Below are 22,367 nucleotides of genomic sequence, written 5' to 3' on the forward strand. Positions count from 1 at the left end.
AATGGACCCAATCTATATCGATTATCTCAACGCCTTCGACATTGATGCGCTGGACCTCTCCAATGACGAGATCCTGGGGGCGATCGAAACCTCGCTCGGCGCACAGGGCAGACAAGAGACGGTGATCGAGCCGCGCGTGCACCTTGAGCCGGATGCGAGCTTCCACGGTCACTTCAACGTGTTGCGTGGTTACGTGGCGCCTCTGGGTCTGGCGGGCATCAAGGTCGTCGGCGACTATGTCGACAACTACAAGCTCGGCTATCCGTCGGAATTCGGCGTGCTCAACCTCTTCGATCCGCGTACCGGCGTGCCGAAGGCGATCCTCGACGCCACTGCCATCACTGACATGCGCACCGGCGCGGTCACCGCAATGGGCGCAAAACATCTCGCCCGAAAGGGATCGAAGGTGCTCGGCCATATCGGCGCGCGTGGCACCGCTTACTGGAACGTGCGCCTGCTCGACCATCTCTTCGACTTCGACGAGATCCGCGTCCATTCGCGTCGACCGGAAAGCCGCGACGCGTTCGGCTCCAAGCTTGAGCAGGACCTCGGCAAGAAGATCACCGTGACCGACAACTGGCGCGATTGCGTCGAGGGCGCCGACATCGTCGTCGAGGCATCGCGGCTCAATGCACCGGAACCGATGCTGAAGACGGAATGGATCAAGAAAGGTGCCTTCGTCGTACCCTACGGCACCATGAGCGCGGTCGAGTTGTCGCTGACCGACATCATGGACAAGCTGGTGGTGGACGACTGGGGCCAGTGCAAGGGCGGCAAGCTGGGTTCGTTGCGGGCGCATGTGGAAACCGGAAAGCTTTCCGAGCAGACGCTGCATGCGGAACTCGGCCAGATCGTCGCCGGCCTGAAACCCGGCCGACAGAGCGATGAGGAGACCATTCTCTTGTGGCATCGCGGCCTGTCGCTCAGCGACATTGCGCTCGGCTCGGCGCTTCTCGAAAAGGCCAAGGCCGCCAATCTCGGACAGAGGCTTCGTTTCGCATGACGACGATCCGGCTGGCGGGTTCGGGCGTCTCGATTGCAGATATCGCGACGATCGCCCGGAACCAGGTGCAGGTTGCGGCCGACGAACACGTGCTTTCCCGCCTTGTGGAGGCGCGGCTCGTGCTCGAAAGCGTGGCTGCCTCCGGCCAGCCGATCTACGGCATGAATACCGGCCTCGGCGCCAATCTGAAGACCGCGGTCACCGACGAATTCGCGGCCTTTCAGCTGCAGCTGATCCGGGGCAGGGGAATGGCGGTCGGCGAACCGCTTCCGCGTGACGTGACCCGCGCCGTCATCGCTGCGCGGCTTGCGATGCTCGCCGTGGGCGGATCGGGCATATCGCCCGGCGTGTTCGAGGCGTTGCTCGCCATGCTGAACGCCGGCGTGCATCCGCTGATGCGGTCGATAGGCTCCATCGGCGCCGGCGACCTTGTGCTTCTCTCCGCCCTGGCCCGCGCGCTGGTCGGCGAAGGAGAAGCAGAATATCGCGGCGAAGTTCTGCCTGCCTCGGAGGCGCTCGCCCGGGCCGGCCTCAAACCCTCGATCCTTCAGCCCAAGGACGGGATCGCCCTGCTTAATGCCTCTGCGGTATCAGCGGGAGAAGGCGCTCTGGTCCTGTACGACCTCAGACGTCTCCTCGGCTGCCAGAGACAGGCGGCGGCGCTGAGCTTCGAAGGCATGGCCGGCAATCCGGCAATCCTTGCTGCAGCCATCCAGGCGGCACGGCCAGGACCGGGCCAGATAGGGGAAGCCCGCGCGTTGGCGAATGCTCTTGCGGGATCGTCCCTCTACGAGGGCAAGACGGCGATCCAGGATCCGCTCAGCCTGCGATGCGTCGCATCGATCCAGGGTGCGCTCGCCGACGCGCTGGAACGGGCCGAGCATGCGGTGGAGCTCGAGCTCAATTCCGCTGCCGACAATCCACTGGTCATCGTCGAGGAGAACAGGGTTCTCTCGACCGGCAATTTCCATACACCGGCACTTTCCCTGGCGTTCGAAAACCTCGGGCTCGCCTTGGCACAGGCGGCTGCAGCTTCGGCCGCACGCTTCATTCAATTAACCGGTCCGGGTCGCAATTGCCTGCCTCGCTATCTTTCGCCGGTCGGCGGTCCGTCCGCCGGCTTCGTGCCGATGCAGAAGACCGTCACCGCTTTGATGGCCTCGATCCGCCATGGGGCGAACCCCATCATGCTGGACTTTCTCCCCGTCTCCGAAGGCGTTGAGGATCATGCGACGCAATCGCTCCTGACGATCCGGAAGCTCGGCCAAATGCTGACCTCCTGGCGCCTGCTGATCGCCTGCGAAATGGTCGCCGCCGCTCAGGCCGTTGATCTTCGGCAAGAGCATCGATGTGGAACGGGCACACGGGCGACCCACGAGATGATCCGGACAAAAGTGGCAGCCCTGCAGGAAGACCGCCCGCTCGGCGAGGATGTCTCGGCCCTGGCCAGCCATCTTGAACGGGACGCTTCACCTCTTGACGCCGGGAGCCGGACTTGAGCATCGCGGGCATCTCCATGTATGTCGCGCCCGAGCCGGTTGCGGAGGCGACGAAAGCCTTCTGGCATTTCATCCGCGACCATCTGCGTAACGCCGGATTACCCGACGTACCCGAAGAACTCGACCAGGCCGTGGATTACCGAGACGTCTGGCTGCGTCCCGACCTGCTGCTTTCGCAGACCTGCGGTTTTCCCTATGTCAAAACCCTTCGCGACAGAGTTCGCCTTGTAGCGACGCCCTGCTATGCCTATCCCGGGTGCGACGGGCCATCGATGCTCAGTTTCATCGTCATCAATAAAAATGCCGGCATTTCGACACGCGAGGCGCTACGCGGTCGCCGGGCGGCAATCAACAGCCACGACAGCAATTCGGGCTACAACCTGTTTCGAGCCGCAATCGCTCCGATCGCGGACGGCGCGCCGTTCTTCGGTGACATCATCGAGACGGGCGGGCACGCGGCCAGCATCACAGCGATTCTCGAAGGGCGCGCGGATTGCGCCGCCATCGATTGCATAACCTACGGCAATATCGCTCGCTACGCGCCGGAGCGGGTGGCGGACATTTCCATTCTGGCCGAAACGCCAAGCGGTCCCGGGTTGCCGTTCATCACGCGTGCTTCCGCATCCGACAGAGATGTCGAGATGCTGAGGGCGGCACTCGGCGCCGCACTGGCAGAGCCCAGGCTCGCCGGAGCCCGTGATCGGCTGGGCCTTGTCGGTTTCGACATGTTGTCCGACCGCGACTACGACCGACTGCAGGATCTTGAGCGCGATGCCATGGAACTCGAGTATCCCGAACTCGCCTAGAGGCTTCAAGCGCTCTCCAATGCCTGTGCCAAATCAGCGATCAGGTCGTCGGGATGTTCGATGCCGACCGACAGTCTGATTGTCGTGTCCAGCACGCCGATGCGTTGCCGGACATCGGCCGGTACGCCGGAATGGGTCATCGTTGCGGGGTGGGAGGCGAGCGATTCCGTGCCGCCCAGACTGACCGCAAGCTTGATGATCTGCAGAGCGTTCAGGAAACGGAAGGCGGCAGGTTGCCCACCCTTTATGTCGAACGAGAATGTCGATCCGGCACCGCTGCACTGGGCGGAAAAAACGCGGCCGATGGCAGAAGCCGGGTCGGCATAGGTGAGATAGTGGATCTTCTCGACCTTGGCATGGGCCTGCAGGAAATCCGCAATCGAGGCTGCATTGCTGTTGGCGCGTTCCATGCGGATCTGCAAGGTCTCCAGCGAGCGCCCCAGCATCCAGCAGGAATGCGGATCGAGCTGCGTTCCGATCGATCCCCTTAGCGAGCGTATCTGCGTAATAAGTGCTTTGCTGCCGAGGGCCGCTCCCGCAATCAGGTCCGAATGCCCCCCGACATATTTGGTCAACGAGTAGAGGGAGATGTCCGCACCATGCTCCAGCGGCCGCTGAAAGACAGGTCCGAGCAAGGTGTTGTCGCAGGCGATGATCGGCCGGTGCCCCTGTCGATCGCCGATCATGTCGGCAATCCGCCTGATCAATGCGACATCGACAAGGCTATTGGTCGGATTGGCCGGGGTTTCGATGAGAATAACGGAGACACGACCTTTCTCCATCGCCTCTTCCGCCGCCTCCAGCACTGAACTTTCGTCGACCCCGTCGGCAAACCCGACCGCGGCGACGTCGAGATTGGCAAAGGTCTTTGAAAGCAGTGTCTCCGTACCCCCATAGAGCGGCTGCGAATGGAGGATCGCGTCGCCCGGACGAACGAAGGCGAGCAATGTCGTCGAGATCGCCGCCATGCCGGACGAGAAGACCGCGCCGCTCTCCGCCTTTTCGTAGACAGCGAGGCGGTCCTCGACGATCTCGCTGTTGGGATGGTTGAAACGCGAATAGACAAGGCCCGCGCCGCGCCCTTCCGGTGGCGTCTTGCGGCCCGATACGTAATCGAAGAAATCGCGGCCATCCTCTGCCGACTTGAACACGAAGGTCGAGGTCAGAAAGACCGGTGGCTTTACCGCCCCCTCGGAAAGTTCCGGGTCATAGCCGTAATTGAGCATCTGCGTTTCGGGATGCAGTGGATGATTGCCGATGCTGGTCCTGGACGGATGGGGCGTGGTCATGGCGGTCTCCTGGCTCGGCAAGAAGGGCAACGATAGGGCAGGGCACTCCAGTCAATGTGGCGCAGTTCTCCCTGTTTGGAAGGACCGTCGGGCTGCTGTTTATGCAGCTCGAAAACCAGGCGCCCAGCGACCGGCGCCACTCGGCGCAAAGGCGTTTCCTTCGTGCTGAAAAAACGGCAAGGGCATTTCTTCACATGATGAGAGAGGATGACTATCTCCAGATTATCCGGCGCTTAGGAAATGTCTCTCTCAGATCAGACGCCGGCCTGCTCCGTCCGGAGGTTCTCAGCCTCGCATCCGAGGGCGACGGTCACCGATCGTGCCCTTGTCTCTGAAACGCCTATCACTGCCTATCGACATCCATGAGGCGCAACAAATGGCCAAATCCATGCATCTCACCGCGTTCATGCGTCCCGTCAGCCTGCATACAGGCGCGTGGCGCTATCCCGGTTCCTATCCCGACGCCAATTTCAATTTCGGCCATATCAAATCGTTCATCCAGAAGCTCGAAGCGGCGAAATTCGACGCGTTCTTCATGGCCGATCATCTGGCGGTTCTCAACATGCCGGTGGAGGCGCTGAAGCGCAGCCATACGGTCACCTCGTTCGAGCCGTTCACGCTTCTTTCGGCGCTTGCCGCGGTCACGGAAAAGATCGGCCTTGCGGCCACGGCATCGACCACGTTCGACGAGCCCTATCATGTCGCCCGGCGCTTCGCATCGCTGGACCATATCAGCAACGGCCGTGCCGCATGGAATATCGTCACCACCTCCAACCCGGATTCGGCGCGCAATTTCGGCCTGGACGAGCACGTCGAACACGGGGAGCGGTACAAGAGGGCAAGGGAATTCTACGAGGTCGTGACAGGCCTCTGGGACAGCTTCGCGGACGATGCATTCATCCGCGATCAGGAAAGCGGGATCTTCTTCGATCCGGCAAAGATGCATGTGCTGGCCCACAAGGGTGACGAGCTCGACGTACGCGGCCCGCTCAACATCGCCCGGCCGGTTCAGGGCTGGCCGGTCATCGTGCAGGCGGGACAATCGGAGCCCGGCCGCCAGCTCGCCGCCGAGACCGCCGAACTCGTCTTCTGTTCGCCACGCGATCTTGCCGCGGCCAAGGCGCTTTATGCCGATATCAAGGGGCGGATGCCGGCATTCGGTCGTGCGCCCGAGCACATGAAGATCCTTCCGGCGGCGCTTATCGTCATCGGCGACACGGTCGAGGAGGCCAGGGCGAAACGCTCAAGGCTCGACAGCTTCGTCCATTATGACAGCGCGATCGCGTCGCTCTCCATCGCGCTCGGGCACGATGTATCGACCCTCGATCCCGATGCCCCGCTTCCGGACATTCCGGATACCAATGCCAGCAAGACCGGGCGAGCGCAGGCATTGCGGCTGGCTGCCGAGGAGAACCTGACGGTTCGCCAGCTTGCGCAGCGCTATGGAGGTTACGCCGGTCTTGCTTTCGTCGGCACGCCAAAAACCATCGCGGACGAGATGGAGGCCTGGCTTTCGCAAGGGGCGTCGGATGGCTTCACCGTCGTCTTCCCCTACCTTCCCCAGGGGTTGGACGACGTCACGCAACGGCTCATTCCGGAGCTGCAGCGGCGCGGGCTCTTTCGACATGACTACGAGGGTACGACGCTTCGCGACCACCTCGGACTGCAGCGCCCGGTCAACCGGTTCTTCGCGTGAAAGCCTCGGACGCGGGACGGCAGGCAATGCGCCCCCGTCTCGACCGTGCGTCACCGTTTGGCAATGCAGGCTCCGGCCGGTTCATGACCGCGGTGGTGGCATTCCCTCGGTATTATTGGTGATGGCGGGAAAGATGTTCTTCCGGCCATCACATCAAAGCGTGTTCTGCGACATCAGCGCATCTGCAGCACGATCGGGTTGCTGCTGGCCGGATCGGTATGCTCACGCATCGCCTTTACATCTTCCGGCTTCACCGGCCCGCCATGATTGCCCCAGGTAGAGCGCACATAGGTGAGCACGTCGGCGATCTCCTTATCCGACAGCTGCTGGCGGAAAGGCGGCATGCGATACGCATCCGGAACACCGTCGGTAACGACGCGGCCGGACCCGTTCAGCGTCACGTTGATCTGCGAATCCGTATGTTCGATGAGCGAGGAAGCGGCACCGGCAAGCGGCGAGATCCACTGGTTCTGGCCGCGGCCATCCGGTCCGTGGCAGAAGCCGCAGCGGGTGGCGTAGGTCTGGGCGCCGGGCACGCCGCGTGCCGCACCGGAGCCGGGAGCCGCGGCATAGGTCCATGGCGTTCCGTCTCTGGATGCATCGCCCGGCAACGACTTCAGATAGTGACCGATCGCGCGGAGGTCCTCATCGGTCATGAACTGCAACGAATTATTGTAGGCTTCCGTCATCGAACCGAAAACAACGGCATGCTGGTTGCGACCATTCTTGAGGAAGGCGAAGATATCGTCCTCGCTCCAGCGACCGAGACCGGTATTGTGGTCCTGCCGCAGGCTCGGTGCATACCAGCCGTCGAGAAGCGCGCCCGAAAGAAAGCTGGAGCTTGTTTCGTCCAGTCCCTTTTCGGCCATCGTGATGCTGCGCGGCGTGTGGCAGGCGCCACAGTGACCGGCGGCCTGAACCAGATAGGCCCCGCGGTTCCACTGCTCGTCCTGTCCCGGCTTCTGCTGATAGGTGCCCGAAGGAACAAAAACAGCATTCCAGAATGCCAGCGGCCAGCGCATGTTCAGCGGCCATTCGATGCCGCTTTGCCTGTTGGCCTCGCTCACCGACTGCACACCATTCATGAAGAAGGCATAGAGCGCCTCGACATCGTCATCGGATATCTTGACGTAGGACGGGTAGGGCATGGCCGGGTAGAGGCGTCTGCCATCCGGTGTCACGCCATGGCGCACTGCGCGGTCGAAATCGGCAAGTGAGTAGTTGCCGATGCCGGTCTCTTTGTCGGGGGTGATGTTCGTGGCGAAGATCGAGCCGAGAGGCGTGCCCATTTCGAGCCCGCCGGCAAAAGGCTTGCCGTCGGGCAGGCTGTGACAGGCGACACAGTCGGCCTGGCGGGCGACCATTTCACCTCGGGAGATCAGGTCGGGCGTTGCGCCCGCGGCCACGTTGTTGCCGTCGAAAGGTGACGAGGGCGCGTGACGGGCGAACCAGGTCAGCCCGCCTGCGACGACGACAATGATGACGAGAAGCGAAAGAAGGAATTTCTTCAAGGACAGTCCATCCTCTGTAGATGGTGGGATCACGGGTGCTTGCCTTGCGGGAAGTCTCGCCGGAAACGCATTGTTTCCGGCGAGACTGGCAAGACAGTTCGGTCAGGGACCGTCCTAGCTTTCGAACGTGTAATGGGAGAGCGGCATGCTGCGGACGCGTTGACCCGTCAGGGTCGAGACCGCGTTGGCAACAGCCGGAGGCACCGCCGGAAGACCGGGCTCGCCGATCCCACCCATTTTCTCACCGCTTTCGACGATCCGCGTGTGGACACGCGGCATCCGGCTTGGCGGAAGGATCGGGTAGAGATCGTAGTTGCGGGCGACGGGCTGTCCTTTTTCGTAGACCGCCTCCTCCAGGAGAACCTGGGAGACGGCCAGTGCGGCGGCGGAATGGATCTGGGCGTCAATGATCGCCGGGTTGACGATGCTGCCGGGATCGATTGCCTGCCACACATCGTGCACGACCACTTCGCCGGCCTGGATCGAGACTTCCGCGATCGCCGCCGTATGGCTGCCGAACGGCGATGCCATGGCCACTCCGCGGGCTCGTCTCGTACCGTCCTCCGCCGTGAACGGACCTCTCTTCCATCCGCCGGAAAGTTCGCCGGCCGACTTCAGGAGAGTGCTCAGTCGGGCATTGTCCTTCAGAAGCTGCAGTCGCAGCTCATAGGGGTCCTTGCCACCCTTGTCGGCCAGTTCGTCGAGGAAGGACTCATAGAGGAAGTCATTCATCGAATTGCCGACCGAACGCCAATAGGCGAGCATGGTCGGGTTCTCGACATAGATCTGGGCAATGCGTTTGTTCGGGATCGCATAGGCCTTGCCCGTCAGCCCTTCGACCGCGGTCTCGTCGATCTTGTCCGGGTTGTGGCCGGAAATGCTTTCGCTCGGGCCTTCACAGATGCTGATCGCCTCGATCGCCACCGGCATGCCATTGCCGTCCAGCGCGCCTCTGAAACGGACGGCCGCCATGGGTCGCATCGGGTCGCGCAAAAACTCTTCTTCGCGGCTCCAGATCAGCTTGATAGGCCGCCCCGTCTCCTTGGCAAGCTGAATTGCCTGAGGGAACGGATTGGCTGCGGCATAGAGGAAATGGCGGCCGAAAAAGCCGCCAAGCAGCGGGCTGTGAATGTTGATTTTCGAGGCATCCATGCCGAACGTCTTGGCGATATCGGCCTGGAACATCTCGGGCGCCTGATTGGGCATCCAGAGATCGAGGCTTCCGTCGCCGTTGAACCGCGCAAGTGCAGATGGCGGCTCAAGCTGGGCATGGTGGAGATATTGACTGTGATAGGTCGCAGAGACGGTGGTCTGCGCGGATGCAAGCACACCTGCGGCGTCACCTTCCACTTCGGCGTCCTTGCCCGTGCCGGGCTCGGCCGCGAGGCGTTGCGCAAAGGCTTCGGTAGAAAAGTCCGCAGGCATGATCCTGGCCCCTGGCACAATCGGCTTGCCGTCAGCCTCCTGCCAGTCGACCTGCAACGCCTCCGCGGCACGCTTGGCGTTCCACCAACGCTCGGCGACGATCGCGACCGCGCCGGGCAGGCGATGCAGCGAATGAACACCCTTCATTGCCCGTATCGCGTCTTCGTTGCGGATCAATCCCACCGTCATGCCGAGACGCGGCGCATGCTGGACGGCCGCATGCAACATGCCGTCCACCTTGGCGTCGATCGCATATTGCGCGCGGCCGGTCGACTTATCGAGGACGTCGAGCCGTTGCACGGGCTTGCCGATCCAGCGGAACTGGCTTGGATCACGAAGCTTGACGCTGCCTGCCACCGGAATGGGCAGGTCGAGCGCTTCGGCTGCAACCTCACCATAGGAAAGCGAGCGCCCGGATGCTGCGTGAATGACCTTGCCCGGCTCGGTTGTCAGTTCCTCAATGGGAACGCCAAACCGTGTCGCCGACGCCTGGAGCAGCATCTGGCGCGCCGAGGCCCCGAGGTGGCGCATCGTGTCGTAGCTGGTGCGAACCGACATGCTGCCGCCGGTGATACGCATCTTGCCGAAGACAACGAGATAGTCCGGCCCGGTCGGTGCATGATCGACGGTGAAGGAAGCCGGATCCATGTCCATTTCCTCGCCGACGACCTGCGCCATCGCCGTCATGATGCCCTGGCCGCCCTCGATGAACGGGCTCATCAGCCGTGCCGTGTTGTCCGGGCGGATTTCCAGGAAGGCTGGCACGCGGGTACCGGGCACAATCGCTGCCTCTGCCTGCTGCGCACGTGCGGCACGCACCGGCATGCCGAATCCGATGACCAGCGCGCCTGCCGCCGTACCGGCCGATGCGAGCAGAAAGCCGCGGCGGGACAGGTTGACCGGTTCACCGTCGGGAAACATGTTCGAAGTGGTGTCCTTGCGGAAGATCTCGTTCATAGCGAGGCCTCCTCGCGTCCTGCAACTTCATTGACCGCGGTCTTGATGAAGTTGTAGGTCCCGCATCGACAGAGATTGACCATCGCGGCGGCAATATCGTCCTCGGTCGGGTTTGGCGTCTGCTTGAGAAGAGCGGTAGCGGCCATGACCTGGCCGGACTGACAGTAGCCGCATTGCGGAACCTGGTGCTTCACCCAGGCGGCGACGACCTTTTCACCGACCGGATCGGCCTGGATCGCTTCGATCGTGGTGACCGAGCGATCGGCGACGCTCTGGATGGGCGTAACGCAGGAGCGAACGATTTCGCCGTCGATGAGGACGGAACAGGCGCCACATTGCGCGAGCCCGCATCCATATTTGGTGCCCGTCATGCCGAGGTCGTCCCGTATGACCCACAGAAGTGGCGTATCCGGATCGGCATCGACCTCGTGCATCGTGTTGTTGATACGAAGTTGCATGGTAGCTCTCCTCGAAAATTGCCGGCTTGTCTGGTTCGTTCGCATTAAACCAACATGGGCCCAATCGAACGTATATCGCGCACCAAACTTCACCATCCCGCTTTTTGGCCGATTTGTTTAGTCCGCCTCGCTCGATAGAAGTTATGAACCAGTTTCATCAATCGCTTGGACTTGCCCGGCGCGAGCACAGCCGTGCTGACGCGGGTTATGATTTTCATGCTCGCTCAATGGCGGTCGCAGCCAAGGCATTGCCCCGAAAGAGGCGATGCCTGACCGCTGCGGCGACCAAGAAGCGTATGCCTTATTCGTGCCGATCTGATGCCGTCACGGAGCGAGCGCATCAATCGGGTCTCCTCTTCACCGGATGGTGCTCCCATTGGTGTTCACTGGTCAAGTTGCCAAGCACCATTGATGAATCACATTAATGAGCTTGCGTGGTTTGCAGCCGTCCGGCGACAGTCTTACGCCAGCGCAGGCGTCCGGCAGGTCTATGTCTGTCCGTCATCAATAAGCGGACGGAGGCGGATCATTGATCGGAACGTTTTGCATGGGCTTCAGTCATGATCTCATGGACCCGTACGACGGCCTTCAGGTCATCAACGGATGAGTCGCTCAGGATATCTTCGCGCAGGTCGTCCAGGATACTTTCTGCCCTGGCCGCTATCGTCTGACCTTCCGATGTCAGCCAGATCAGATTGGCGCGCCGATCACTTCCATCGACCCGCCGTTCAATGAGATTTGCGGCACTCAGTTCATCCAGAAGGCGCACCAGTGCGTTGCTCGACGACCCGATCGCATCGGCGAGCTGCACCTGCCGCAACCCGCCTCCGAGCCGTCCTATCCATATCAAGACATCCGCACGCGCGGCCGAAATCCCCTCCGCGACCAACGCGCGCTCAGCCAGCCGTCGCCAGAGAATTGCGCCTTGGAGCAGGGCCGCCGTGGCACCGCGTTTGACTGTCTTCTGATCGTCCATTTCCCTCGCCCCGAACAGCGTTGCGGCGATCGGCCGCATTCGTTTTTTCACGTGTGGCATCGGTATACGTAAATTGATGACTTGATGATAGTACACATGTGAACTATTTAACTGACAAAACGCAGGCATCCGCGACCATGCGGAGGCCATGTGACTTCTGTCGCCTCTGCCGTTCACGCCCAGACCGATGCGAACCTGTCGCGGATATCATCCCTGCGACCCGATTTGCGTTTGGCCCGTGGCCAATGCCCGGCAAGGTCTTTGGCAAAAACAGTAACGAGCAAGTAAGATGGCTTGGCAATCGCAATTGCTGAATCCTGCAAGTGAAGACGTCGTCTTCTCGTTGAAGACGTTTGCGGCCGGCGTTCTTGCGCTGCTGATCTGCTACACGTTCGACCTGCAGGGGCCGCAATGGGCATTCACCAGTGTCTATATCATCTCCAACCCGCTTGCAGGCGCCAGCGGCTCCAAGGCGCTCTACCGGCTTGTCGGCACGGCTGTCGGAGGTGCCGCCACGGTCGTATTCGTCCCCAACCTCGTCAATTCCCCCGAAATCCTGACGATCGTCGTCTCGCTCTGGATCGGCACCTGTCTATTCGTCAGCCTGTTTGATCGGTCGCCGCGAGGCTACGCCTTCATGCTGGCCGGCTATACCGTGGCTTTGACAAGTTTCCCTGTGGTCGATGCGCCGGATACAGCCTTCACTTATGCGACGGCGCGCATTGTCGAGATCGGCGTCGCAATCATCTGCACGCTGTTCTTCAACACCGCCTTCTTCCCGAAATCCGCCAATGGCGTTCTGTCGCGACGCGTCGATGGCTGGCTTGCCGATGTCGGCAAGCTTGCCGGCCAGGTCCTAAACCACAACGAAGCGCCGGATGTCGTGACGTCCCTGTCGCGAAAACTCGCGGCCGAAGCAACGGACATCAGGCTGTTTACGACGCATGCGGCTTTCGACACGGGAAACTCCCGCAAGGCAGCCCACCTGTCGCGGGAACTGCAGCGCATGATGGTGGCGCTTCTGCCGGTGATTTCCGGCATTGGCGACGTCCACGCAGCTTTCCGCAAGGCACGCTCCGGAATTCCTTCCGAGGTCCGCGGTGCGATGGAGGATGTCGCGACCTGGATGAAGACGGAGACTGCGCTTTCGGAAGAAGCCCGCGAGGCGCTCTGGGCCCGTCTCGACAGCGTCGCCCGAACAGGTGCGGCCGAAGGCACGTGGTCGGGTATCCTGTCCCGCAACCTGGCCTTCCGCCTGCAGGACCTCGTGCAGACCTGGAGCGACTGCATAGACCTGAAAAACGGCATCGAACCGCAGCGAACCCGCACCCGCCTGCTTGCCCGTCTCGGCTTTACCGGCCGTGAACAACCGATGCACACCGACACCACGATGGCGCTTTTCTCGGGCGTCACGGCAGCGCTCACCACCGGCCTTGGCTGTTTCATCTGGATCGTGACGGGATGGTCGTCAGGCGCGGGCATGGTGCTTATGGGCGCCATCATGATGAGCTTCTTCGCGGCGATGGACAATGCCAGGCCGGTGATTGCGACCTTCATCGCGACGAGCACGCTTACGGCTATCATCGCTTTCGTCATCCAGTTCGCCGTCACACCGATGATCACCAGTTTTAGCGCCATGATGGCCGTGCTCGCCATCGTCTGCATTCCGGTCGGCCTGCTCGCGGCAAAGCCGCAGACTTTCCTCATCGGCATGTCCATCGGCACCAGCTTGCCCAACATGCTGGGCCTGCCCGCGCGGCCGACATTCGATGCCGCCAGTTTCATCAACTCGAACATATCGATGATTGCCGGCATGCTGCTGGCATTGGTCGTGACCGTACTCGTCAAGACGGTAGGCACCGAATGGAGCGCAAGGCGGTTGCTGCGCGCCGGCTGGAGCGACATTCGCGAAGTCGCCCGGGCAGATGCGGCAACCGACTTCACTAGGCTGCTGCACAAGATGCTTGACCGGCTGGCACTGCTCTCGCCGCGGATCAATGCACTGCCCAGGAGTTCCCATGTTCACGGGGAGGATATCCTGCGGGATCTGAGGGCAGGATTCAATCTTATCGAGCTGCAGCGGGCCATGGCCTCGATCACCGCAGAGCAGCAGGCGCTGGTCGGAAGGGTCGTGGAGGAAATGGCCGCCTACTACGACCACAAGGTCCGCAGCGCCGCCCCGATATTTCCCGACACGCGCCTTCTAAAGGCACTGGATCAGTGCCTGGATCTGCTTGTCGACGCCCGGTCCGGAGCCGCGGCCGATGCATCGAGGGCTTGCGCCGCACTGCGCTACACCCTTTTCCCCTTAGCCGAGGATTTCGACCCGAGTCCCCGGCGCCAATCCCTCGAGCAGGCAGCATGAACCCCGAACTCGACATCTACGGCGTGTTCGTTCCGACGGTCGCGCTGCTCGCCCTCGTCGCCTATGTCGTCAGCGCCCTCCTGCGCAGGCTGCTCGACCGGATCGGATTCTACACGCTCGTCTGGCATCGGCCATTGTTCGACATGGCCCTTCTCGTTTGCATTCTGGCCGGCCTCGTCGAGGCGGCTGACAAGGTGATCCTATGAAAACTCTCGCTGCTGCTTCAGGCCGCATCCTGCTCACATGTGTCGTCGTCGGCATTGCCTGCCGGCGTTCTGGGCATGCATATCTGGGACTATTACATGAACCTGCCCTGGACCCGGGACGGGAAGGTCCGGGCGGATGTTGTCGGCCTGACGACCGACGTCTCGGGCATCGTCAGCGACGTTCGCGTCCATGACAACCAGACGGTCAAGGCCGGTGATGTCATCTTCAAGATCGACAGCGCGCGTTTCACGCTCGCCGAGCGCCAGGCCGAAGCCGCGTTGGGAAGCGACGCCGCGACGCTGCGCCAGGCCCGCGCCGATCTCGCGCTCTATCAGCGCCTGGGGGATGGGTCGGTCACACGCCAGAAGATAGATCAGGCGCAGACATCGGCCGATCAGGCAGAGGCGGCCTATCAGACGGCGCTGGTTGCTCTCGATACCGCCAAGCTAAATCTGGAGCGCTCGACGGTGAGGGCGTCGGTCAATGGCGTGATCACCAACTTCTCGCTGCAGCCCGGCGACTACATCTCGGCAGGTTCGGCCGTTTCGGCGCTGGTCGACAGCGATTCCTACTACGTCGACGGCTATTTCGAGGAAAACAAGCTCGACCGGATCAAGCTCGGCGATCAGGTTCATGTCGGACTGATGGGTACCTCCGGCATCCTCAAGGGGCATGTCGTCGGCATAGCCGCGGGGATTGCCGACCGCGAGCGGTCCGACAGCAGCGGCTCACTCGCGAACGTCAATCCAACATTCAGCTGGGTAAGGCTGGCACAGCGCGTTCCGGTACGCATCGCGCTGGACAACATTCCCGCAGGTACCGTGCTGGTTGCCGGTCGCACCGCAAGCGTCAGCGTCATCGAGGGGCAGGAAGGCATCCACTGAACCTCCGGGGGATATGCCCCCGAGAGGCCCGCAATAAGACTACCGCTCATACGATACGTCGCGAAATCCGTTCCTGTCAGTGCCCGCCCCGCCATGCCGACGGACGGATGCCAGGCTGCGGCTCCCGCCCACGAAGATGATGGCGATAAGACCGGCACTGATGCTCAGGCAGGCGATCCATTCCGGTATCGCAAGTTCCATCGTCTTCGACGCCAGGCCGAACAGGAACAGCAGTGCCCCGATCGCGGTCAGTCGGTGAGCGGCCAGCTTTATCATGTTTTCGTCTCATGCTGCGAGCGGAAGAGGCGAGCAAGCCATGGCTCGCGCTCCGTTCGGAAATTTGGGGGAGGGGAAGCTCGTCGCCTTATGGGAAAGGCACGTGCGGTCGTTGACGCCTGCATCGTCATGCCGCGAGCGATTGTTCCACCTGGAGGTGACGACCTATGGCGGCCTTCAGGTCACCGACGGTCGTGAACCTCGTGTTATCCAGGTCGATGACATGGAATTTCACGGCAATGAAACGAAGTTGCCCGTTATCCGGAACTGCAATTCCAACCGGCAATCCGCCGTATTCAATAACCTGTCTCTGCATGATCTGTGTCTCGCTCTCGCAATCGATTTTGTCCTGACGATGCTTCCGGCATTGCCGAAATGCGCATTCGTTTCTGGAGATGCGGACAACACGTAAGAGCGGACATCACCACGGCGTCGCCAAACACACTGAAGCCTGGAATGGGAAAAGCAGCCATGATTGGGTCCTCGTTATGACGCCCCAATTCTAGTCGGACAGAGCAGGCGGCAACAGCGATGAACGATGCGTATTGGAATAAAAGTGTTTGATTTCAACTATTGAGCGATCAGAGTGGATTATCATGCGTCATATCCGGCGAGTTTGGAAAATTGTGTTCCCTATCTACCTTGAATTGCGATCATTTGACTAACCGGTCGCAGGAAAGGACAAGAATAGAAATCTACTGAACAATGGAATTTAGTCGCTCATTCGCCAACGGGCTGGCAAGCGCCTGAAAAGCGTGCCGGCGGCGCAGTTACAGTCTGGCGGCAATAGATCCCGCGACGAGCAGCGCATGTTCCGCAACCTGGGGGAAGCCCATGAGTTCACCGACATGCCCGCGGGCCAATGGGCCCGCGATGAGCAGGCTCTGATCGGCAACCCCATCGGGGCGAATGGCATTTGCATTCCGGTCGCACGCCAGACCCAGGCCCGTCGGGTCGACATGAAGGTGGCCCAGATCACCGAGCCGGCGTAGCCATTCCTGGCTCGCAAGCACGTTGCCGTGGGCCGGGCCTGTGGTGACCACGACGGCGTCAAAAATCTGCCGCTCCACCTTTTCCCGGCCGCGTCGCCTTATGTCGATCTCGATGGTCTTGCCATCCGTCCCTGCGTGAACGATCGCCGCTGCGAGAACATCCAGCCGGCCCGCAGCAATCTCGGCGTCCAATACGCCTGCGACCTGCGGCGCGATGCGGAAGCGATGGACATCCCAGTAAGGACGGAGGTGACTGACAATCCGGCGCCGCTCCACTACAGGCAAGTCTGCCCAAATCGCGCTGCCCTGGGCCCTTACCTGATCAATCACAGGATGCCAGCTCAGCCCGTCCTCGGCAGCTGCCCGGATCGCGGTGCGGATGCGGACCAGCAGTTCCGAAGCCGAGGCAGACGGCGGCAAGAGAAAGTCGCCATACGGCTCCTGCACGAAGGGAGCGTGACTTCTCGAGCGAAGTCCGCGACGGGACAGCGCCGTGATCCTGCCTTCATGTCCCCCGCGTTTGAGCGAGGCAATGACGTCCGCGGACGTCAGGCCGTTGCCGACGACAAGGACACGGTCATGCGGCCGGATCGGCGCCAGCGAAGCGCGGGCCGTTGGATCGGCGATGAAACGCGGATGGCCGGCCAGGGCCGCGACCAGACGGGCCGGCGGGACAGGAGTTGGATGAGTTGCCGCAATGACTAGAATATCGGCAATCAGCGTCTCGCCATTGCCATCCGTGACATGCCATCGTTCGTCTTGCTTTTCGGCCCTGACGACCGCGGCCCGAACATGCTTTACCGCACCCTTGTCGAGAAGCGGCTTGAGATTGGCCAGAACGTAATCGCCGAACACGCTTCGGCGCGGGAAGACGGATCCATCTTCACGATATGCAGCCGGATCGTTCGTGACCGCGCCGGTCTGATCGATCCATCTGGCGAAATGCTCCAGATCGTCGGGCCGGATGCTCATGCGAGCGGCGGGAACATTGATACGGTGAACCGGATCGCTCGTATCGTAGGCAAGGCCTTTGCCGATCTCCGTGCGAGGTTCGAAGACGACAATGTCGGCCGCGCCCGCCTTGTCGCCCGTTGCGAGGTGATATGCGACTGCGGCGCCGGTAAAGCCTCCTCCCACTATGGCTACGACGCATTTTGAGCGGGGAGGCTGCTGGTTTGACGTGATCACGAACAGTCCCTTCGATTTGCTTCGTTGCGCAATATAGGCCCGGATTGATCCCGGAGCTCGAGCAGACAGAATGACTCAACGGGCCAACGCATCCCTGGGAAAGCCCGCGGCCAGGCTATCGATGAACTTGCGGACGGCCGGCGGCAGACCGCGGCGTGTCGTGAAGACAAGATGAACCAGCCCCTTCATCCCACGCCATGAGGGGAGAACGCGCACGAGCCTTCCTTCTTCCAGTGCCTGCCTGCAGGTATGATCGGGCAGCAGGGCGACGCCGAGGCCCGCCAGCGCAGCAGCTCTGACAGCGGAAAAATCCGCGCATCCTATCCGCGGCTCATGCCGCAGCGTATGCGTCTGGCCGTCGTCCGTCTCAAGCAACCAGTCGACTTCGCCCTGATCATCCGTGGTGGACAGCGTTGGCTGGCTTGCAAGATCGCCGATCGTGCCAATGCGGCTGGCAAGCTGGGGACTTGCGACCAGGATCCGGATGGAGTTGCCAAGCGACCGCATCGTCAGCGAAGCGTCGCCGTCCAGCGATGTACGCACGCGCAACGCGACATCGATCCGCTCCCCGATCAGATCCACCGGCCGGTCGATTGCAATCAGTTGCAGGCGCACCTTCGGATACTGTGCCAGGAATTGCGTCACCAGAGCCGAGATTGGTTCGATCAGCCCTGTCGGGCAGCTCATGCGGATCAGGCCATGCGGCTCCGACTGCGCCTCCGCCACCAGCGCTTCGGCACGTTCGGCCTCCGTCAACATCGCCTTGCAGCGTTCATAGAAGGACTGTCCGACATCCGTCACCCTGAACCGTCGGCTCGACCTTTCGATCAGTCGAATGCCGAGACGCGCCTCCAGCCCTGCCACCCGCCGGCTGAGCTTCGACTTGGGTTCCCGCAGCGCGCGGCCGGCAGCGGCAAAACCGCCATGGGCAACCACCTCGGCAAAATACGCCAAATCGTTCAAATCAGATCGCATCATCGTTCTCCAGATAGAACGCTAGGTAACATCTTTGCCGTCTATTTGCATCAGCGTTCCGGTGTCATGCTCTTTTCAACGGTGACAGGCCGTCATCAAGGAGAAAGACAATGAGCAGGAAATTCGAAAACAAAGTCGTGATTGTAACGGGCGGCACGAGCGGAATCGGCCTTGCGGCCGCCAAGGCTTTCTCGGCAGAAGGCGCATCGGTGTTCATCACTGGCCGCCGCAAGGAAGTGCTCGATGCCGCAGTCGCGGATATCGGCGGCCGCATCACCGGCGTGCAGGCGGATATGAGCAAGCTCGCCGATATCGACCGTCTCTATGATGCCGTCCAGCAGAAGCACTCGCAGATCGACGTGGTCTTTGCCAACGCCGGCGGCGGAGAGATGGTCCCACTCGGAGCGATCACAGAAGAACACTATACGCGGACATTCGATACCAATGTAAAAGGCACGCTGTTCACGGTTCAGAAGGCCCTGCCGCTGCTGCGCGATGGTGGCTCGATCATCCTCACATCCTCGACCACCAGCATATCGGGCACGCCGGCCTTCAGCGTCTACTCGGCGACGAAGGCAGCCGTCCGAAACTTCGCACGCAACTGGATCCTCGACCTCAAGGACCGCCATATCCGCGTCAATGCGATCAGCCCCGGCGTCACCGACACCGCAGGCCTCGACGACCTGTTCGGCAATGGCGCAACCGCCGAAAACACCAGGAACTACCTAGCCGGCCTCATTCCCGCCGGCCGCATCGGCAAGCCGGAAGAGATCGCGAAGGCTGTCCTCTTCCTCGCGTCCGATGACGCTTCCTTCGTCAACGGCGTCGAGCTGTTTGTCGACGGCGGTCAGGTCCAGATCTGAAAATGCCGACAGATCGGGATGTTCTCATCCCGATCTGTCCGCCATCCTGCAAATCGTGGGGGGCGATGCCATCGCGTGAAAAGAAATTGCATCAACTGCAAGACAAATGAGATGCGCATGCCTTCTACGACAGGATTTTTACTCTATTGGTTTGGGACGCCGAAATGCCAGCCGACGGACCAGCCAGATGCCTCGCAGCCTAAAAGATTTTATTCACCGACATGAGCCCCTCAATCAGGGGCACCATCATCTCAAATCCGGCCTTGGCGCCGTCGTGGCGATGCTTGTCGTCGGCGCACTTGCGTCTCTCACCGGCATGCCGTTGATGATCGCCCCGTTTGGCGCAACGGCAGTGCTGATTTTCGGACAACCTCGAAGTGCCCTCGCTCAGCCGGCAAACGTTATCGGGGGATATGCGCTCGCTGCTTCCATTGCCGCTGTTCTGGCCAGCACCTTGCCCGACCAGGTTTGGGTCGCGGCGCTCGGGGTTGGATTTTCGATCATGGCAATGTCTGCGCTGAGGGTAACCCATCCCCCTGCCGGAGCCGTCCCTCTCGTCATTTTTGGCTCACATCTCGACCCGCTCGAGACGCTTTTTGTCGTCCTGGCGGGCAGTGTCCTGCTGGTGATGATCGCGGTCATACACCACTTCATTCCGCCAAAAATCGAGTATCCTGCTGCCATTCCCTGAGCCCAAGAGATCGGCCAGCGCGTTTATCGGCGATCCGTAGCGGTGTTCCCGACAAGCAGGCATGCGGGAACGATCATCAACGTGATCAACAGCATGGTGACGAAAGTCCCATGAAGGGCGCCTTGCAGGGCAAGCCGTACGCTGTCCACGTCCCCGGCCGCGAGGCTGCCGCCGTTGAGCAGCGCCCGAAGCTGATCGGGTCCTATCGATTGGCCGCCGGCAGTATGGCCCAATCCGTAACTCAAGACGGCCCCGAGCAGGGCGGCCCCGAGCGTGCTGCCGAGGTTGCGTGAGAAGACATTGGAAGCGGTAGCGCTGCCCCGCTCCGTGGCGCCGACGCTTTCCTGGGTGAGGATGAGGGCAGCGATGTTGAGAAGCCCCATGCCGAAGCCCATGATCAGCGACCCGGCGCCCGCCAGAACCGGCGAACTCCCCGGAGACAGGAAAGTCAGCAGGATGGCGCCGAGCGGAATGATGATGCCCCCGGCGATCATGAACGGCTTCAAGCCGAAACGGCCGAACTGCCGAGAGGCAAGGGTTGCGCCGCATGGCCATCCGAGCAGAAGCATGGTGAGCGCAAAACCCGCCACAAGCGGCGATTGATCGAGCACGGTCTGGACATACATCGGCAGGAAAGTGGTAAGGCCCATGATCGCCATCGAGGCGAAGAACACCGCAATATTCGAGGCGGCAATCGGCCGCCTCAGCCAAAGATCCGGCGCGACCATTGGCGCCTCCGCACGTCGCTCCTGCCAGAGGAAAGCGACAACCGCGACGGCGGACACCACGAAAGCCGGAGCTGCGGTCAAAAGACGCTCGCTCTCGGCCTGCGTCAGTCCGATCATCAGTGCCGAAATCGCGACCGTAAAGAGCGCTGCGCCCAGTATATCGATCGACACGGATCGCGGCTTTCTTTCCTCATGATAGAACACCACGAAAATGGCGGTTGCCAGCAATCCGACCGGGATGTTGATCCAGAACACCCAGGCCCATGGCAGGTTGTGGATGATGAGGCTTCCCAGCAGCGGTCCGACCACGGCTGACAGCGCCCAGACGCTTGCGATGAAACCCTGCACCTTCCCACGCTGTTTGCCGGGGAAGAGATCGGCGATCATCGTCATCGCCACAGGCTGGATCGCTCCGGCGCCCACGCCCTGAAACAGACGGAACACGATCATCGACGGCATGGACCACGCCAAGCCGCACAGCAGCGATCCGATGAGAAAGATCACGATTCCCGTGAGCATGACCGGCTTTCGGCCGAATATATCCGATAACTTGCCGAATATGACGGTGGTCGCGGTCTGCGCCAGAAGGAAAGACGAGAACACCCAGCTGTAAAGGTTGATCTGCCCCAGTTGACCTGCGATCTGCGGCATTGCCGTCGAAATGATGGTCGCCTCAATGGCAATCATCGCAATGCTCGCCATAATCGCGGCTACGATAATGCCTCGCGGGCTATGGTCGTCGGTCATGGGGTGATCCAGGGCGCGAATGCGCGAAATGAAGCGATGTAAGGGGGATCCGTTACCGGTGAGCGGATCATGGAGAGTAGCTGGACTTTGTGTCGTGCCGATAGCTTCGTCAAGCACGCAATGGACTGTATGAAAAGATGAGGCCCCGTCAAAAATCCGCTTCCACGGCTAAACATCAATGCCTTCGCCAATCGCCAACATTCGACTGAGCGTGCCATTCTTGCTGTTCACCACGCGGCATCCCATTTCATGCTCAACATGTGGAGTTTCGAAATGGATGCGCATAACAAAGCGATCACCGAAAACCTGATCGAGATCCTTCCCCCGGAGCGCGGGAAAAACATGCGAACGGGTGCGAAGACATGCCTCTGCTGTCAAAAACCTCGGCCGGCAGAAGCAATGGATGATGACGGTTGCGGCATATGCGAGGAATGCCTTTCACCATGAGTGCGGGCCAGCAGGATCTTGTCGTCTTTGAACAGACGCTCGGGCGGATGCCTGCCGGCTACCGGGAAGGCGTCTTCCGAGACCGCAGATGGGGCGCGACCGTCAAGCGGTCAGGCGATAGCCGCCGCGTCTGGCTGTTTGCCGAGGATCTTGCCGGCACCGACATCGTCTCGTTCAACCTTTACCGCATGGCGGACGGGCGGACCGCACTCAAGCCGTGCGAGATGTCGTCGACCAAAGTCATCGATTTCGTCATGCAGTTTCGCCCGGATGCCGGCGGTTTCGACGATCGCACCGAAAGCTGAAAGGCCGGCAAATCCGGCGATCGTCTTTGGCTCTTTTTGGGCGGGGTTTCTTGGATGGGGCATCGAGCCTGTGACGGGA

At 61.3% G+C, this 22,367-nt stretch carries 19 protein-coding genes and 1 pseudogene; 10 read left to right on the top strand and 10 right to left on the bottom strand.

Going from position 1 to position 22,367, the window contains the following annotated elements:
- Window position 1: 1 nt before the first annotated feature.
- Genes BM216_RS02155 through BM216_RS02165 form a run of 3 tightly spaced genes read left to right on the top strand, consistent with a single transcriptional unit; the run spans window position 2 to window position 3,308 of the window.
- Complete coding sequence (locus BM216_RS02155; RefSeq protein ID WP_092994189.1) at window positions 2-1,003, top strand: ornithine cyclodeaminase family protein; 1,002 nt, start codon at window positions 2-4, stop codon at window positions 1,001-1,003.
- The gene (gene hutH / locus BM216_RS02160; protein WP_092994192.1) at window positions 1,000-2,502 is read left to right on the top strand and encodes an HAL/PAL/TAL family ammonia-lyase; all 1,503 of its coding nucleotides are present in this window, start codon (window positions 1,000-1,002) and stop codon (window positions 2,500-2,502) included. The genes BM216_RS02155 and hutH overlap by 4 nt, the downstream gene beginning before the upstream one ends.
- Window positions 2,499-3,308, top strand: a complete 810-nt coding sequence (locus tag BM216_RS02165; protein ID WP_092994195.1) for a phosphate/phosphite/phosphonate ABC transporter substrate-binding protein — start codon at window positions 2,499-2,501, stop codon at window positions 3,306-3,308. Before hutH ends, BM216_RS02165 begins: the two co-directional genes overlap by 4 nt.
- Window positions 3,309-3,313: 5 nt before the next feature.
- On the opposite strand, the gene BM216_RS02170 is transcribed toward BM216_RS02165, so the two are convergent.
- The gene (locus tag BM216_RS02170; RefSeq protein ID WP_092994198.1) at window positions 3,314-4,597 is read right to left on the bottom strand and encodes a cystathionine gamma-synthase family protein; all 1,284 of its coding nucleotides are present in this window, start codon (window positions 4,595-4,597) and stop codon (window positions 3,314-3,316) included.
- A 376-nt stretch (window positions 4,598-4,973) separates the two neighbouring features.
- Between BM216_RS02170 and BM216_RS02175 the strand changes: the two genes are divergently transcribed.
- Window positions 4,974-6,293 carry an LLM class flavin-dependent oxidoreductase gene (locus BM216_RS02175; protein WP_092994201.1) on the top strand — a complete coding sequence of 440 codons (1,320 nt, stop codon included), beginning with the start codon at window positions 4,974-4,976 and terminating at the stop codon, window positions 6,291-6,293.
- Window positions 6,294-6,466: 173 nt separating this feature from the next.
- Here BM216_RS02175 and BM216_RS02180 read toward each other — a convergent pair whose 3' ends face one another.
- The 4 genes from BM216_RS02180 to BM216_RS02195 all read right to left on the bottom strand — a co-directional run bounded on the left by BM216_RS02180 (window position 6,467) and on the right by BM216_RS02195 (window position 11,770).
- On the bottom strand, window positions 6,467-7,804 hold the full coding sequence (locus tag BM216_RS02180) for a c-type cytochrome (protein ID WP_092994204.1): 1,338 nt from the start codon (window positions 7,802-7,804) through the stop codon (window positions 6,467-6,469).
- A gap of 114 nt (window positions 7,805-7,918) precedes the next feature.
- Window positions 7,919-10,186 carry a xanthine dehydrogenase family protein molybdopterin-binding subunit gene (locus BM216_RS02185; protein ID WP_092994206.1) on the bottom strand — a complete coding sequence of 756 codons (2,268 nt, stop codon included), beginning with the start codon at window positions 10,184-10,186 and terminating at the stop codon, window positions 7,919-7,921.
- Window positions 10,183-10,644 carry a (2Fe-2S)-binding protein gene (locus tag BM216_RS02190; protein WP_092994209.1) on the bottom strand — a complete coding sequence of 154 codons (462 nt, stop codon included), beginning with the start codon at window positions 10,642-10,644 and terminating at the stop codon, window positions 10,183-10,185. Before BM216_RS02190 ends, BM216_RS02185 begins: the two co-directional genes overlap by 4 nt.
- Before the next feature lie 526 nt (window positions 10,645-11,170).
- The gene (locus tag BM216_RS02195; protein WP_244530041.1) at window positions 11,171-11,770 is read right to left on the bottom strand and encodes a MarR family winged helix-turn-helix transcriptional regulator; all 600 of its coding nucleotides are present in this window, start codon (window positions 11,768-11,770) and stop codon (window positions 11,171-11,173) included.
- A gap of 139 nt (window positions 11,771-11,909) precedes the next feature.
- On the opposite strand from BM216_RS02195, the gene BM216_RS02200 reads away from it, so the two are divergent.
- The 3 genes and pseudogenes from BM216_RS02200 (at window position 11,910) to BM216_RS02210 (ending at window position 15,076) form a co-directional block, all read left to right on the top strand.
- The gene (locus tag BM216_RS02200; RefSeq protein WP_092994212.1) at window positions 11,910-13,985 is read left to right on the top strand and encodes an FUSC family protein; all 2,076 of its coding nucleotides are present in this window, start codon (window positions 11,910-11,912) and stop codon (window positions 13,983-13,985) included.
- Entirely contained in the window at window positions 13,982-14,191 is a 210-nt protein-coding gene (locus BM216_RS02205; protein WP_092994215.1) for a DUF1656 domain-containing protein, read from the top strand. Before BM216_RS02200 ends, BM216_RS02205 begins: the two co-directional genes overlap by 4 nt.
- Window positions 14,188-15,076, top strand: a pseudogene (locus BM216_RS02210) (HlyD family secretion protein). Before BM216_RS02205 ends, BM216_RS02210 begins: the two are co-directional and overlap by 4 nt.
- Window positions 15,077-15,115: 39 nt before the next feature.
- On the opposite strand, the gene BM216_RS02215 reads toward BM216_RS02210, so the two are convergent.
- From BM216_RS02215 to BM216_RS02230, 4 genes are all read right to left on the bottom strand, one after another.
- Entirely contained in the window at window positions 15,116-15,352 is a 237-nt protein-coding gene (locus BM216_RS02215) for a hypothetical protein (RefSeq protein WP_092994218.1), read from the bottom strand.
- 127 nt (window positions 15,353-15,479) lie between these two features.
- Window positions 15,480-15,668: a hypothetical protein gene (locus BM216_RS02220; protein WP_092994221.1), complete on the bottom strand. Its 189-nt coding sequence runs from the start codon at window positions 15,666-15,668 to the stop codon at window positions 15,480-15,482.
- A gap of 454 nt (window positions 15,669-16,122) precedes the next feature.
- Window positions 16,123-17,532 (bottom strand): FAD/NAD(P)-binding protein, encoded by a 1,410-nt coding sequence (locus BM216_RS02225; RefSeq protein WP_244530042.1) that lies wholly within the window; start codon window positions 17,530-17,532, stop codon window positions 16,123-16,125.
- Between the two features lie 75 nt (window positions 17,533-17,607).
- A complete protein-coding gene (locus BM216_RS02230; RefSeq protein WP_210217012.1) occupies window positions 17,608-18,510 on the bottom strand; it encodes a LysR substrate-binding domain-containing protein in 903 nt (300 codons plus the stop codon).
- A gap of 107 nt (window positions 18,511-18,617) precedes the next feature.
- Between BM216_RS02230 and BM216_RS02235 the strand changes: the two genes are divergently transcribed.
- Together BM216_RS02235 and BM216_RS02240 are read left to right on the top strand one after the other, a co-directional pair.
- Window positions 18,618-19,370: an SDR family NAD(P)-dependent oxidoreductase gene (locus BM216_RS02235; RefSeq protein WP_092994227.1), complete on the top strand. Its 753-nt coding sequence runs from the start codon at window positions 18,618-18,620 to the stop codon at window positions 19,368-19,370.
- A 280-nt stretch (window positions 19,371-19,650) separates the two neighbouring features.
- A complete protein-coding gene (locus BM216_RS02240) occupies window positions 19,651-20,061 on the top strand; it encodes an HPP family protein (RefSeq protein WP_348271992.1) in 411 nt (136 codons plus the stop codon).
- Window positions 20,062-20,084: 23 nt separating this feature from the next.
- Here the strand turns inward: BM216_RS02240 and BM216_RS02245 are convergent, their stop codons facing one another.
- Window positions 20,085-21,536 (bottom strand): MDR family MFS transporter, encoded by a 1,452-nt coding sequence (locus BM216_RS02245; RefSeq protein ID WP_092994233.1) that lies wholly within the window; start codon window positions 21,534-21,536, stop codon window positions 20,085-20,087.
- A gap of 443 nt (window positions 21,537-21,979) precedes the next feature.
- Between BM216_RS02245 and BM216_RS02250 the strand changes: the two genes are divergently transcribed.
- Entirely contained in the window at window positions 21,980-22,288 is a 309-nt protein-coding gene (locus tag BM216_RS02250; protein ID WP_244530043.1) for a hypothetical protein, read from the top strand.
- Window positions 22,289-22,367: the final 79 nt, after the last annotated feature.

Origin of the sequence: Rhizobium sp. NFR07 (assembly GCF_900111905.1) — a bacterium.
Classification (GTDB): domain Bacteria; phylum Pseudomonadota; class Alphaproteobacteria; order Rhizobiales; family Rhizobiaceae; genus Neorhizobium.